This is a genomic window from Stutzerimonas kunmingensis, from assembly GCF_032106285.1.
Lineage (GTDB): Bacteria > Pseudomonadota > Gammaproteobacteria > Pseudomonadales > Pseudomonadaceae > Stutzerimonas > Stutzerimonas kunmingensis_B.
The window spans coordinates 1-13,864 of record NZ_DAMCPO010000025.1 but is presented as its reverse complement, the minus strand read 5'-3'; the positions used below and the strand labels follow the sequence as shown (position 1 = coordinate 13,864).

Genomic DNA, 13,864 nt, shown 5'->3' with positions numbered 1-13,864 from the left:
GTGCTGAAGCGGCCCGCCTCTTGAGGGCTGCTAGCCTCTGGCTTTCTCCATAGCGAGCGCTTGGTTGACCGCGAGCCAGCCATCTACCGCTTGTTCACCTACATCATCGAAAGCCCTTTGAAGCAGACGGACCTGTTCTCTGCGCAAGGCCTGCTCCAGCTTCGCCCCCTCTGCGGTAAAGCGCAGCATGCGCTTTCGCTTGTCATCCTCTGCAGTCAGGCTCTCCACCAGGTGCATTTCGATCAACTGGCGTAGCGGTGTATTCAGTGCCTGCTTGGAGACACCGAGATAGCTCAGCAACTCCTTAACGCTCAGGTCCGGGTAGCTGGCGATAAAGAAAAGAATGCGGTGGTGCACACGGGACAGGCCGCGGCGGGCGAGCATTTCGTCAGGCTTGGCCGTGAAGGCCTGATAGCCGAGAAAGAAACTCTCCATGATCTGGCGCTGCACTGCGCTTTTTTTTAGGTCAGGCATATTGACGTATTTATCGTGAGAGGCGTAATTTCGGTCAAGAAGTTTGACTTATTTTGCAGCGCCTCGCATCTGGTATGGAAATGGCCTTCTCCGAACGTATTACTCGCCTTAAAAGCTCTCTCATTCGTGAAATCCTCGCTGCAGCCCAGCGCCCGGAAGTGATGTCCTTCGCTGGCGGGTTGCCGGCTGAGGCGATGCTGCCGATCGTTGATTGGGCAGAACTGCCCGCAAGCATGGGGCAGTATGGGATGAGCGAAGGCGAGCCCGCTCTCCGTGAACTTATTGCCGCCCAGGCGCGGGCGCTTGGCGTGCCTTGCGAAGCCAGTCAGGTGTTGATCGTCAGTGGCTCGCAGCAGACGCTTGATCTCGCGTCGAAGCTGTTTATCGACTCAGGAACAGAGGTGCTGGTCGAGGCGCCAACCTATCTCGCTGCTCTGCAGTCCTTTCAATTGTTCGGAGCTGAATGTCTGGCAGTTCCCCAGCAGGCTGATGGTCCGGATTTGGCTGCCCTGCGCGCAACGCTGGAGCAGCACGCGCCTGCTTTTGCCTATCTGATTCCTACGTTCCAAAATCCATCCGCCGTTCGCTACAGCGAAGCCAAGCGTGATGCTGTCGCAGCATTGCTGGATGAGTTTGGCGTGACGCTGCTCGAGGACGAGCCATATCGTGAGCTGGTATTCGATCAGGGCAGTGCCAAGCCGATCGTCTCGCGTCTGAAACGTGCTAGCTGGATCTACACCGGTACGGTTTCCAAGACGCTGCTGCCTGGCTTGCGGGTGGGGTATCTGATCGCCTCGCCGGATCTGTTCCCTTATTTGCTACGACTGAAGCAGTCGGCTGATCTACATACCAACCGCATTGGGCAGTGGCAGGCGCTGCAGTGGCTGGGTAGCGAGCGGTATCAGGCGCATCTGGCGGAGCTTCGCGATTTCTATCGCGTTCGTCGTGATGCCATGCAGGCTGCGCTCAGCGAGCACTTCGGTGATCTCGCGACCTGGCAGCTGCCGCAGGGAGGGCTGTTCTTCTGGCTGACGCTGAAGCAACCGCTGGATACGCGAACCCTGCTTGATCGCGCGCTCGCCAATGATGTGGTGTTCATGCCTGGTGAGCCCTTTTTCGTGGACCCGGACGCTAATCCCGGTTATCTGCGGCTGAACTTCAGCCATGTGGCTGCTGAGAGAATGGAAGAAGGGGTGCGTCGTCTGGCGCAGGTCATCCGCGAAGGTAAAGCGCTGGAAGCCGCCTGAGATATCGCTGACCTGCGTTGTGGGTCGATGGGAGGGAGCATGTTGAAAGTCTATGGTGATTACCGGTCGGGTAATTGCTACAAGGTCAAGCTGATGCTGCACCTGCTGGGCCAGTCGTACGAATGGATTCCGATCAATATCCTTCGCGGTGAGTCCCGCTCCGAGGAGTTTCTCAAGAAGAATCCGAATGGCAAGATTCCGGTTCTTGAGTTGGAGGATGGCGCCTGCCTGTGGGAGTCCAACGCCATCCTCAACTATCTGGCCGACGGCAGCGAGTTTCTGCCAGCGGACCCGCGGCTGCGTACCCAGGTGCTGCAGTGGCAGTTCTTCGAGCAGTACAGCCATGAGCCGTTCCTGGCTGTCGCCCGCTATATCAAGGTGTATCTCGGCATGCCCGAGGATCGCCGTGAGGAGTACGAAGCCAAGCAGCTCGATGGCTACCATGCGTTGAACGTTATGGAGCAGCAGTTGCTACGCACGCCCTACCTGGTGGGTGAGCATTACTCGATTGCCGACGTTGCGCTGTATGCCTACACGCATGTGGCTGAAGAGGGAGGGTTCAGCCTCGAAGGCTATCCCGCAATTCGCCGATGGCTGCAACGTGTCGCCAGTCATCCGCGGCATGTAGGCATGTACGATTGAACGAAAAACAGGGCCGCAAGGCCCTGTTTTACTGTGGGCTCGGTGCTATTTCACCAAGCCGAGAAACTCGCTACGGGTCGCGGCGTTATCGCGGAACTGACCCAGCATCACTGATGTGACCATGGACGAGTTCTGCTTCTCCACGCCGCGCATCATCATGCACATGTGCTGGGCTTCGATGACTACCGCCACACCTGATGCGCCGGTAACCTGCTGCATCGCCTCGGCGATTTCACGGGTCAGGTTTTCCTGGATTTGCAGGCGGCGCGCATACATATCCACAATGCGAGCGACCTTCGACAGGCCGAGTACCTTGCCATTGGGAAGATACGCAACGTGTGCCTTGCCGATGAAAGGCAGCATGTGATGCTCGCACAGCGAGTACAGCTCGATATTCTTGACCAGCACCATCTCGCTGTTATCTGACGTGAACAGCGCGCCGTTGGTGACTTCCTCGAGGGTTTGCTGATAGCCCTTGCACAGGTACTGCATGGCTTTGGCGGCGCGCTTGGGCGTGTCGAGCAGACCTTCGCGGCTAACGTCCTCGCCGAGTTGGCCGAGGATCGCGGTGTAGTGTTGTTCCAGGGACATTGAGCTACCTGTCAGGCTTCATGGGGTCGCGAACGCGAAGGGTAGGGGGCCGCCGCTCGGCTGGCAAGTATGGCGAGCGAGACGCTGGCCTCGGCTCATTCGTCCCGGCCTTCAAGCATGGTGCGTTTGAGCATCACGTAAATGGCGCCGGTGCCGCCATGACGTGGCAGGCAGGAGGTGAAGCCGAGCACTTGCGGATGCTGCCGCAACCAGGTGTTGACGTGGCTCTTGATCAGTGGCCGCTTGCCGTCGAGCCTTGCCGCCTTGCCATGGGTCACGCGGACGCAGCGCACTTCGAGCCGCGTCGCTTCGGCGATGAAGTCCCATAACAGCTCCCGGGCTTTCTCGACGCTCATGCCATGCAGGTCGAGACTTCCCTCGAATGGGATCTGTCCGGCTTTGAGCTTGCGGACCTGGCTGTCCTGAACCCCGTCGCGGGCCCAATAAAGCTCGTCCTCGGCACCTACGTCGATGACGAACTGATCCGATAATCCGTCGACGCGCGTGGTTTCGTTGCTGACGGTGGCGTTGCTGCGGCGAGTCGCGATCTGTTCGCGATTGCTGCGCACTTTGCCGGTTTCGGCGCGGTCGTGCTTGATCGGCTTGACGCCGCGCACAGCCGATTGGAAGAGAGAGAAGTCGTCGTCTTGCATGGGGCCTCCAAACAGGATGGCAGTTTACCCCAGCCACAGCGCCTGGCGGACGAGCTTCCATCCAGGCGTACTTTTGCTTGCATCATGCAGAGAGTGTCTGGAAAGGCTGCCAGCTCGTTCGGCGTTCGGATAGTGGGTATTCAGCGCGCCAGCGCCGCAGCGTCTTGCACGCAAACGGCAAAGTTGTCGGCAAGAATGGTCATCTCGATGCGGTGCACCTGCTCGGCATCGATGCTGCCTTCGCCCATCGGCAGATTGCGTGTGGCACAGGCGCTGTCCACCAGTGTGCAGCGATAGCCGTAATCCTTGGCGGCGCGAACCGTTGTGCTGATGCTGGAGTGGGTCATGAAACCGCAAACGATCAAATCCAGGCGACCCAGCTTCTGCAGCAGTTCGTGGAGTTCGGTGCCGGAGAAAGCGTTCGGCAGGCGTTTGGCAACCACTGCCTCGCCGGGCAGCGGTGCTGCTTCCGGCATGATCTGTCCGCGGAAGCCCTGCGGATCGAAAAGACCACCGCTGATACCCAGGTGATGCACATGCACGATCGGCGCGCCAGCTTCGCGCGCAGCTGCCAGTAGACGGGTGATTTCCGGAAGTGCCCGATCCAGGGCAGGCAGGGCAAGAACACCACTGCGGTACTCTTCCTGCACATCGATGACCAGCAAGGTGGCATTCGTCAGCGTCGCCGGGTTGTAGCTGCGGCCACTGAGCTGAAGCATGGTCTGTGGCTTGGTCATTTTCGGCTCCTTGTGCTGTGAGGGGGCTGATTGTGGCGCCAGAATGCGCCGATGTGAACCGTCCGGCTCATGTTTCGCTGGTCGTTGTGCTGACTGCTCGGTCGAACTGCATGGGCGCACGATATGTCGGAGATATCGAGTCCCGACCGCGAGCCAAAGGGTAATGCCGGTCGCACGCCTGGTGTTGAAACGAATTGAGTATTTACAGCCCAAGTGGATGGCTCGAGAGCCTTGCTCGCGTGGCCTTAGCAGACATGGCTCGGGTTTTCGTATGCCTGCTACACTCGCGCCCTTTTTACAGGAGATGCCCTTGTGACCGCTTCGCTCTCCCGCTTGCGTACGCTGCGTGACCATATCCGCTGGGCCGTCAGCCGGTTTCAGGCGGAGCAGTTGTTCTTCGGCCATGGCACCGACAATGCCTGGGATGACGCGCGCCAGTTGGTGCTGGGTGCGCTGCACCTGCCATGGGAAATGGCTGACAGCTATCTGGATTGCCGCCTCGAGCTCGACGAGTGCGAGCATTTACAGGAACTGCTGCGTCGCCGTATTGAGGAACGCGTGCCGACCGCTTATCTCCTCGGGCAAGCCTGGTTCTGCGGCTTGCCCTTCATCGTCGACGAGCGCGTGCTGATCCCACGTTCGCCGATTGGTGAGCTGATCGAGCACCGCTTCGAACCCTGGCTGCCTGGCACGCCCACGCGGATTCTCGATCTGTGCGCGGGGTCGGGCTGCATCGGCATCGCATGCGCTTACGAGTTTCTCAAGGCCGAGGTGGTGCTCGCTGACCTGTCGTTCGATGCGATCGAGGTCGCCAACCAAAACATCGAGCATCACGGACTCGAAGAGCGGGTTTATACCGTGCAGAGCGATGGCTTCGACGGGCTGCCAAATCAACGTTTCGATCTGATCGTTTCCAATCCTCCATATGTCGATGCCGAAGATTTCGACGACATGCCGGCTGAGTTTCATCACGAGCCGGCTCTTGGCCTGGCATGCGGTGAAGACGGGCTGGATCTGGTGCGACGTATGCTCGCCGAGGCCGCGGATCACCTCACTGACGATGGCATCCTGATCGTCGAAGTGGGAAATAGTCAGGTTCATGTCCAGGCCCTTTATCCCGAAGTGGATTTCACCTGGCTGGAGTTCTCGCGCGGGGGGCATGGTGTCTTCCTGCTTGCGGCGCAGCAGTGCCGTAAGCATCAGGCCCTGTTCCGTGCACGCGTCGCGGGAAGCTGACTCAGCTCCGTGCCCTTTAACGACCTCGCTGTCGCGCTCAGGTGTTTGCGCTGTTCCTGTGGGCACGGGCAACCTTGGGATTTTCCCGTCGACTGCTGAGCATTTGAGCCGCTGAGTGGTCTGTAGCATGTGGCGTCTGATCGGAAGGCGAGGAGCGCGATATCCTCGCTATCGTTGACCGATCATCGTCGTGCTCGCGCTGCACGTCATTGAACCCTGCATTCAAGCGGACGGACCATGCCAGGCATTACGGTAGAACCCATCACATTCGCGTTGTTCGGTGCCCTGGGCGACCTAGCGTTGCGCAAGCTGTTTCCCGCGCTGTATCAGTTGGATCGCGCCGGCCTGCTGCATGCCGATACCCAGATACTGGCGCTATCCCGTGAGAGCGGCGAGCCGGCCACGCACAAGGCGCGAATCGAGCAAGCATTGCGTACGCGGGTTCCCAAGGCCGAGTTCGATGAGCAGGCCCTCAGTCGCTTCAGCGCCCGGCTTCACTATCTGGCGATGGATTTTCGTCGATCCGAGGATTACATGGCGCTGCGTGACTGCGTGCCGGCCGAGCAGCCTCTGATCGCCTATTTCGCGACACCCGCGGCGGTCTACGGTGATATCTGCAGGTTCCTGGCTACGGCAGGGCTCGCCGAGCAGGCGCGCGTCGTTCTGGAAAAGCCCATCGGTCATGACTTAGCTTCTTCGCGTGTCATCAACGATGCGGTCGCCGAGCACTTTCCCGAGAACCGCATCTATCGCATCGACCACTATCTCGGCAAGGAAACGGTACAGAACCTCATCGCGCTACGCTTCGCCAACAGCCTGTTCGAGACGCAGTGGGACCAGCACCATATCTCCCATGTAGAAATCACCGTGGCCGAAACGGTCGGCATCGAAGGACGCTGGGGTTATTTCGACCAGGCTGGACAACTGCGCGACATGGTTCAGAACCATTTGCTGCAACTGCTCTGCCTGATCGCCATGGACCCGCCGAGCAACCTGACTGCGGACAGCATCCGTGATGAAAAGGTAAAGGTCCTCAAGGCGCTGGCACCGATCACTGCTGAATCCCTTCATCAGCGGGTGGTGCGGGGCCAATACGCGGCCGGCAACGTTGCTGGTGTCTCGGTACCTGGCTACCTGGATGAGGAGAACTCGAACGCCGAAAGCAGTACGGAAACCTTCGTCGCGTTGCGTGCCGATATCTGCAACTGGCGCTGGTCGGGCGTGCCGTTCTATCTGCGAACCGGCAAACGCATGGCGCAGAAGCTTTCGCAGATAGTGATTCATTTCAAGGAGCCACCCTTCTACATCTTCGCGCCCGAACAGCGAGCGCTGATCAGCAATCGCCTGATCATTCGACTGCAGCCTGACGAGGGCATCTCGCTGCAGGTGATGACCAAGGAGCAGGGGTTAGACAAGGGCATGCATCTGCGCAGCGGACCCTTGCAGCTGAACTTCTCCGAAACCTACAAGAGCACGCGCATTCCAGACGCCTACGAGCGCCTCCTGCTCGAGGTCATGCAGGGCAACCAGAACCTGTTCGTGCGCAGGGATGAAATCGAGTACGCATGGCAGTGGTGCGACCAGCTGATCGAGGGCTGGAATCGTCTCGGCGCAGAGCTCAAGCTTTATCCCGCTGGCTCCTGGGGGCCAGTCGCTTCGATTGCACTGATCACACGCGATGGGAGGGCGTGGTATGGCGATCTCTGAACTGGATCTTCCTACCGGTGTGGTGGCGCATAGTTCGGCCAATCCGCAGCGGCAAGCTGAACTGATGGCTGACAATGTGGCCAAGGCGCTGGCCTACGCGGTGCAGACACATGGCGTTGTCAGTCTCGTCGTATCCGGTGGGCGCAGTCCGATCGCATTCTTCGAAGCCCTGTCGATACGAGAATTGAACTGGTCGAAGGTGCAGATCAGCCTGGCTGACGAACGCTGGGTACCTGCGACCAATCCGGCCAGCAACGAAGGCTTGGTGCGGCGCCATTTGCTGCAGAACGCGGCACGTGAGGCGTGGCTGATCGGGCTGTACCACCCGGCCGAATCCCTCGAGCAGGCCGCATCACTCGCTGACCACGCCCTGGTGCAGCTGCAGCGGCCTATCGACGTGCTGATACTGGGAATGGGAGATGACGGTCATACGGCCTCGTTGTTCCCCGGCAACCCAAAGCTGGCGCATGCGTTGCGCGATGACTGCCTGGAGCGGTGCCTGCCGATGCAGGCGCCGGTCGATCCGCAGGCACGTCTGACAATGACCTATCCGCTGCTCGCTGGTGCTCGAATGCAGTGCCTGGCTATCCAGGGTGCTGACAAGCTCGAAACCCTGCGCGCGGCCCTGAATGTCGATCCGCTGCAGATGCCGATTCGCGCATTCCTGCATTCCCCGCTCGAAATCTATTGGTGCCCGTGAGGCCCGAGGACTTCCGCATGACCATGGACCAGAAGAACGCTCTGATTGAACGAATCTGTGTAGAGTCGAGGATTCTGCCGGTCATCACCATCGGTAGCGAAGAGCAGATACTGCCTCTTGCTGATGCATTGGCTGCTGGCGGCCTTCGTACACTGGAGATCACCCTGCGATCCAGTCATGGCCTGACAGCCATTCGACGGCTACGTGAAGAGCGTCCTGATCTTTGCATCGGCGCTGGTACCGTTCTGGACCGACGCATGATGGATGAAGTGGAGGCGGCAGGGGCGCAGTTCATCGTCACACCCGGTTCCACGCGGGAAATCCTGGAAGCGGGGGTGAGCTGCTCGGTGCCACTGCTGCCAGGCACCAGTAGCGCATCGGATGTTATGGAGGGCTACGCGCTGGGTTATCGCCGCTTCAAGCTCTTCCCGGCAGAGATCTGTGGCGGCATCGCTGCGCTGAAGGCGCTCGGCGGCCCCTTTGCCGACGTGCGTTTCTGCCCGACCGGCGGCGTAAACGCAGCAAATGCCGCGCAATATCTGTCCCTGGCGAACGTGATGTGCGTCGGTGGTACCTGGATGATCGATGGTGCGAGCCTCAGTTCGGGCGACTGGGCCGGTATTCAGCAACGTACTGTTCAGGCGCTGGCCGCACTGGGCTGATCTCGCCAGCGCAGGTCGGGATCACTGCTACGCTGTGGTTGGTGCGTAGCTGCAGCGATGCGCGTATGATTCGCGCCCTTTCAATCGGATTGCCACACCGGGAGGTGCCCAGATGACCGAGCACGAAGAAACAAGCACTCACGTTACTCACGGCGAAAAGCTGCAGAAAGTCCTGGCCCGTCTGGGCATGGCTTCGCGCCGCGATGTCGAAAAATGGATTTCCGAAGGCCGTGTCAAGGTCAATGGCGCGGTTGCGAGCCTGGGCCAGCGCGTCGACTCTCATGATGCGATCGCAGTCGACGGTCGCCTGCTCAAGCGGGAAGAAGTCAGCGAAGTAGTCCGCCGAGTACTGATCTACAACAAGCCGGACGGCGAGATCTGCACACGCAACGATCCGGAAGGGCGCCCAACGGTATTTGATCGTCTGCCGCGCCCGAAGGAGGGGAGGTGGATCAATATCGGTCGCCTCGACATCAACACCACCGGCCTGCTGCTGTTCACCACCGACGGCGAACTGGCCAACCGCCTCATGCATCCATCCTATGAGATGGACCGCGAGTACGCGGTGCGGGTGCGTGGGGAAGTCGACGACGAGATGATCGAAAGGCTGAAGACCGGCGTGATGCTCGAAGACGGTCCGGCACGCTTCACCGACATCCAGGAGGCGCCCGGCGGTGAAGGCTTCAACCATTGGTATCACTGCGTGGTGATGGAAGGCCGTAACCGCGAGGTTCGCCGTCTCTGGGAATCGCAGGGACTGGTCGTGAGTCGATTGAAGCGTGTGCGTTTCGGTCCGGTCTTCATGACCTCCGATCTGCCGATGGGACGCTGGCGTGAAATGTCGCAAACCGAGGTGGACATTCTCAGCCAGGAAGTCGGGCTAAAGCCGGTTGCACTGCCGAGCATGAAAGCCAAGGCCAAGGAAAAGATCGACCGCATGCAGCGTAAGGTGGCGAAGCCGCTGAGCCGCGGTGAGCGGCGACCTCGGGTGTTGCGTTCGTCAAGCGAGGCCGATGTGCCTGTGTCGGACAAGCCGCGGGCACCGAGGGGTAGCGAAGGCGGGCGCAAGCCGCGTGTCAGCGACGGGCGTAGTGAGAAGCCTCGCGGAACGCCGGTCGCTGAGCGTCCGGGCGAGACGCGTAAAGGTGGTAAGCGTAGTGACGGGGCAGGGCGTCCGTCGGGGTCAGGTAAAAGGCCGGCCGGAGATGGTCAGCGTCCAGGCTTCGGGCGTAGCAAACGCACCTGATCGTTGTATCCAGCGCTGCGCAGTGGGCGAAGCCGCTGCGCAGCGTTTTTGTTTTGGAGGCCTTGGTTATTGCGCGTCCAGCGCCTGACCATTAACCCCGATGCTGTCCGGGCCCATCAGGTACAGATAGACAGGCATGATTTCCTCTGGGAGCGGGTTCACCAGCGGGTTCTCGCCGGGATAAGCCTTCGCGCGCATGTCGGTACGAGTGGCCCCCGGATTGACGCTGTTGGCGCGGACCGCAGCGGTGTCATCCAGTTCATCCGCCAGCACCTGCATTAGCCCTTCGGTGGCAAACTTCGATACAGCGTAGGCGCCCCAATATGCACGCCCCTTGCGGCCGACACTGCTCGACGTGAAGATCACCGAAGCGTCCTTGGCTAGCTTCAGCAGCGGCAGCAGTGTGCTCGTCAACATGAACATTGCGTTCACATTCACCTGCATCACGCGCATGAAATTGTCGCCGGACAACTGCTCGAGCGGCGTCCGCGGACCAACGATCGCCGCGTTATGCAAAAGGCCGTCGAGATGACCGAACTCGCGCTCGATCATGGCGGCCAGTTCGTCGTACTGGTGCGGCAGCGCGGTTTCCAGATTGAACGGAATAAGGGCAGGACGAGGATGGTCCGCGGCTTCGATGTCATCGTAAACCCGGTTCAGGTTGTCTTCATTCTTGCCAAGCAGCAGTACGGTTGCTCCGTGTGCCGCATAGGCTTTCGCGGCAGCTTCGCCGATGCCGCGGCCGGCTCCCGTAACCAGAATGGTGCGCCCAGCGAGCAAGTCGGGGCGGGCGGAATACTCGAACATCGGATGCCTCTTGAATCGATGGTAGGTGGCGCCCGGACGAATGTTCGCCGGACGATAAAGCTAGGAAGGTTTGCGCTGTCGCCGTTTCAGCAACTGCACAGTGCTCTATCCAGGACTTGCCGGAGCTCCAGCGGGTGGTCTACCACCACATCAGCGCCCCAGTTTCCCGGGTTGTCTTCGGGGTGAATGTAGCCGTACCGTACTGCGGCTGTACGACTGCCTGCCGCGCGGCCTGATTCGATGTCTCGCAGGTCGTCGCCGACGAACAGAACCGCGGATGGGTCAAGGTCGAGCTGGCTGCACGCCAGAAGCATGGGTTCGGGATCAGGTTTGCTCTTGGTGACATGATCAGGGCAGATCAGCACAGCGGAGCGGGAAGCCAGGCCCAGCTGATGCATGATCGGTTCGGCGAAGCGCAGCGGCTTGTTGGTCACTACGCCCCAGATCAGGTTCGCCCGTTCGATCTCGTCGAGCAGTTCGGCCATACCATCGTAAAGATGACTGTGCACCGCGCAGTTCTCCTGATACCGAGCAAGGAACTCGAGACGCAGCTCTTCGAACTCAGCCGATAGTGGGTCGACCTCGAAAGCGCTGAGTACCATGGCCCTCGCGCCGCCTGACACGACATCACGAACCTGTTGTTCGGAAACCGGTGCCAGCCCTCGGGCGGCTCGCATGGCTTGCACGACGGCAATGAAGTCAGGAGCGGTATCAAGCAGAGTACCGTCCATGTCGAACAGAACAGCGCGCAGGCGCATCATGCCTCCTTGATGGTCTGGACCATGTAGTTGACATCGACGTCCGCAGCCAGCTTGTAGTGCTTGGTGAGCGGATTGTAGGTAAGGCCGATGATGTCTTTGACGGCCAGGCCCGCATCGCGGCTCCAGGCACCCAACTCCGAGGGGCGGATGAACTTCTTGAAATCGTGGGTACCGCGCGGCAATAGTTGCAATACGTACTCAGCGCCGATGATGGCGAATGCATAGGCTTTCGGGTTGCGGTTGATCGTCGAGAAGAAGACTTGCCCGCCTGGCTTGACCAGTGCACAGCAGGCCTGGATGACCGACGCCGGGTCCGGCACGTGCTCGAGCATTTCGAGACAGGTGACCACATCGAACTGCTCGGGAGCTTCCTCGGCCATGGCTTCGGCAGTGATCTGCCGATAATCGATTTCGAGTCCGGATTCCAGCAGGTGTAAGCGCGCTACCGAAAGCGGCGCCTCACCCATGTCTATACCGGTGACCTGAGCGCCTCGCTGAGCCATGGCTTCGCTGAGAATGCCGCCTCCGCAACCGATATCGATTACCTTCTTGCCCGCCAGAGCAATATGCTCGTCTATCCAGTTCACTCGCAGTGGATTGATCTCGTGAAGCGGCTTGAACTCGCTTTCGCGATCCCACCAACGATGTGCAAGGGCTTCGAATTTGGCGATTTCAGCGTGGTCGACGTTGCTCATGATCCGGTCCGTTTGAAAGCTTGAGGGAGAAGCTTGAGCTGCAAGGGCTCATGTTGCCAGCTTCAGCTAAGGTCGGGGCATCGTAGCCACCGTGGTTCGTATGTCATTGGTCGCGCAGAAGCTGTGTATGGTCGGTTTCACACCTTCAATGTCGATCGGTGCTCGAAATTCTCTCGCCCCATTGGCGAGCGTTCGCAATCACTTGCTGCTCATCCATTCGCGTAAGGCGGCCGCTTTCCAGCAGCTGCTTACCGCCTACCCATACATGTCGCACCGCGTCTCTACTGGTGGAGTAGATCAATTGGGATACCGGGTCGTATACCGGTTGTTGCGCCAGACCGGAAAGATCCAGCGCGACCAGATCGGCGAACTTGCCTATCTCTAGAGAACCGGTGTGCTCATCGATGCCCAGCGCTCGGGCGCCATTCAGTGTGGCCATGCGTAGAGCGCGATGGGCGTCCAGTGCCGTGGCCGAGCCGGCGACGGCCTTCGCCAGCAGCGCTGCCGTACGAGTTTCGCCTAGCAGGTCCAGGTCGTTATTGCTTGCAGCCCCATCCGTGCCGACTGCCACGTTGATTCCTGCTTCCCAAAGGCGCTCGACCGGACAGAAGCCACTGGCGAGCTTGAGGTTGGATTCTGGGCAGTGAATAACGCTGCAGTTATGCTCGGTGAGCAGCGCGAGATCGTCATCATCGACCTGGGTCATGTGCACTGCCTGAAAACGCGGCCCTAGCAGCTGCAATCTCGCTAGTCGCGCCAGCGGCCGCTCACCGTGTTTCCGCAGCGCCTCCTGGACTTCATGAGCGGTTTCATGGACGTGCATATGGATGCCTGCATCCATCTCCGCTACCAGAACGCGAATGCTTTCAAGTTTGTCGTCCGCAACCGAATAAGGAGCATGAGGCCCGAAGGCGATCGTGATTCGGGGGTGATGCTTGAGATCGTCGAACAGCGCTACACCTTTGCGTAGCGCTTCATCCGCATCGCGAGCGTCGGGAACCGGGAAGTCAAGAACCGGGATGGTGATCTGCGCTCGCACACCGTGCTTGTGTACCAGCTCGCTGACGACGCTGGGATAGAAGTACATGTCAGAAAAGCAGGTGATCCCACCTTTTAGTTGCTCGGCGATTGCCAACTCGGTGCCACAGCGAACGAAATCCTCGTCGACCCAACGCGACTCGGCTGGCCAGATGTGATCCTTAAGCCAGCGCTGCAGGGGCAGGTCATCAGCAAGTCCACGAAAAAGAGTCATCGCGGCATGGCCATGCGCATTGATCAGACCTGGAGCGAGAAGCATACCCTCAAGCTCTCGCGTTTCTATCGCCTGATACTTGAGTGCTACGGCACGCGGAGCGATGAGCGCAATGCGTCCATCTCGAACGCCGAGACCGTGCCCCTTCAGCACCACGCCAGCCGGCTCCACCGGAACGAGCCAGGTCGGAAATAAAAGAAGATCGAGCGGTGCATCACTTTGCCGGGACATGTGAAGCCATGACTGAGGAGAAGAGGGCTAGTGTAATGGCTGGTGGCGTAGGATTGAAGAAACGAGAGAGCCGCGATGTTTGCCGTGCATCCTTATATACAGTTGTGGCTGGTATCGCTCGTACGGACGGTACTTTTTGACTCGCTTGGCCGTCATCTGAATAAAACTGAAATAAACGGTTGACGTTGATTTTCAGGCTCCTATAATGCGCACCACTTCCGGC

The 13,864-nt window shown here is 59.7% G+C and carries 16 protein-coding genes; 7 read left to right on the top strand and 9 right to left on the bottom strand.

Translation table 11 applies throughout. The features are described from left to right. Positions 1-30: 30 nt before the first annotated feature. Positions 31-474, bottom strand: a complete 444-nt coding sequence (locus RT582_RS17795; protein ID WP_003282582.1) for a MarR family winged helix-turn-helix transcriptional regulator — start codon at positions 472-474, stop codon at positions 31-33. An 80-nt stretch (positions 475-554) separates the two neighbouring features. Here RT582_RS17795 and RT582_RS17790 point away from each other — a divergent pair, with 80 nt between their 5' ends. Next, positions 555-1,721 carry an aminotransferase-like domain-containing protein gene (locus tag RT582_RS17790; RefSeq protein ID WP_313478927.1) on the top strand — a complete coding sequence of 389 codons (1,167 nt, stop codon included), beginning with the start codon at positions 555-557 and terminating at the stop codon, positions 1,719-1,721. 39 nt (positions 1,722-1,760) lie between these two features. Further along, positions 1,761-2,363 (top strand): glutathione S-transferase family protein, encoded by a 603-nt coding sequence (locus tag RT582_RS17785; RefSeq protein WP_313478924.1) that lies wholly within the window; start codon positions 1,761-1,763, stop codon positions 2,361-2,363. A gap of 45 nt (positions 2,364-2,408) precedes the next feature. On the opposite strand, the gene folE is transcribed toward RT582_RS17785, so the two are convergent. The 3 genes from folE to RT582_RS17770 form a co-directional block, all read right to left on the bottom strand. Further along, positions 2,409-2,954, bottom strand: a complete 546-nt coding sequence (gene folE, locus RT582_RS17780) for a GTP cyclohydrolase I FolE (protein WP_003282585.1) — start codon at positions 2,952-2,954, stop codon at positions 2,409-2,411. Between the two features lie 95 nt (positions 2,955-3,049). Beyond that, entirely contained in the window at positions 3,050-3,607 is a 558-nt protein-coding gene (locus RT582_RS17775) for a Smr/MutS family protein (RefSeq protein ID WP_014820639.1), read from the bottom strand. 140 nt (positions 3,608-3,747) lie between these two features. Beyond that, positions 3,748-4,344, bottom strand: coding sequence for a cysteine hydrolase family protein (locus RT582_RS17770; RefSeq protein ID WP_014820638.1), 597 nt, complete (start codon positions 4,342-4,344; stop codon positions 3,748-3,750). 312 nt (positions 4,345-4,656) lie between these two features. Here RT582_RS17770 and prmB point away from each other — a divergent pair, with 312 nt between their 5' ends. The 5 genes from prmB to rluB all read left to right on the top strand — a co-directional run bounded on the left by prmB (position 4,657) and on the right by rluB (position 9,895). Further along, positions 4,657-5,580: a 50S ribosomal protein L3 N(5)-glutamine methyltransferase gene (gene prmB / locus RT582_RS17765; protein ID WP_102833517.1), complete on the top strand. Its 924-nt coding sequence runs from the start codon at positions 4,657-4,659 to the stop codon at positions 5,578-5,580. Between the two features lie 237 nt (positions 5,581-5,817). Then, positions 5,818-7,287, top strand: coding sequence for a glucose-6-phosphate dehydrogenase (gene zwf, locus RT582_RS17760; RefSeq protein ID WP_313478919.1), 1,470 nt, complete (start codon positions 5,818-5,820; stop codon positions 7,285-7,287). Further along, complete coding sequence (gene pgl / locus RT582_RS17755; RefSeq protein WP_313478917.1) at positions 7,274-7,987, top strand: 6-phosphogluconolactonase; 714 nt, start codon at positions 7,274-7,276, stop codon at positions 7,985-7,987. Before zwf ends, pgl begins: the two co-directional genes overlap by 14 nt. Before the next feature lie 17 nt (positions 7,988-8,004). Further along, positions 8,005-8,649 (top strand): bifunctional 4-hydroxy-2-oxoglutarate aldolase/2-dehydro-3-deoxy-phosphogluconate aldolase, encoded by a 645-nt coding sequence (locus tag RT582_RS17750; RefSeq protein ID WP_313285565.1) that lies wholly within the window; start codon positions 8,005-8,007, stop codon positions 8,647-8,649. Between the two features lie 112 nt (positions 8,650-8,761). Continuing rightward, the gene (rluB, locus tag RT582_RS17745) at positions 8,762-9,895 is read left to right on the top strand and encodes a 23S rRNA pseudouridine(2605) synthase RluB (RefSeq protein ID WP_041014290.1); all 1,134 of its coding nucleotides are present in this window, start codon (positions 8,762-8,764) and stop codon (positions 9,893-9,895) included. 66 nt (positions 9,896-9,961) lie between these two features. On the opposite strand, the gene RT582_RS17740 is transcribed toward rluB, so the two are convergent. From RT582_RS17740 to RT582_RS17720, 5 genes are all read right to left on the bottom strand, one after another. Continuing rightward, positions 9,962-10,702 (bottom strand): YciK family oxidoreductase, encoded by a 741-nt coding sequence (locus tag RT582_RS17740; RefSeq protein WP_313478913.1) that lies wholly within the window; start codon positions 10,700-10,702, stop codon positions 9,962-9,964. Between the two features lie 86 nt (positions 10,703-10,788). Next, a complete protein-coding gene (gene mupP / locus RT582_RS17735) occupies positions 10,789-11,460 on the bottom strand; it encodes an N-acetylmuramic acid 6-phosphate phosphatase MupP (protein WP_014820631.1) in 672 nt (223 codons plus the stop codon). Further along, on the bottom strand, positions 11,460-12,158 hold the full coding sequence (gene ubiG, locus RT582_RS17730; protein WP_023444774.1) for a bifunctional 2-polyprenyl-6-hydroxyphenol methylase/3-demethylubiquinol 3-O-methyltransferase UbiG: 699 nt from the start codon (positions 12,156-12,158) through the stop codon (positions 11,460-11,462). Before ubiG ends, mupP begins: the two co-directional genes overlap by 1 nt. Before the next feature lie 145 nt (positions 12,159-12,303). Beyond that, positions 12,304-13,641, bottom strand: coding sequence for a TRZ/ATZ family hydrolase (locus RT582_RS17725; RefSeq protein ID WP_313478911.1), 1,338 nt, complete (start codon positions 13,639-13,641; stop codon positions 12,304-12,306). Next, on the bottom strand, positions 13,625-13,864 hold a 240-nt coding region (locus RT582_RS17720), incomplete at its 5' end, for a hypothetical protein (protein WP_313478909.1). The genes RT582_RS17720 and RT582_RS17725, both read right to left, overlap by 17 nt.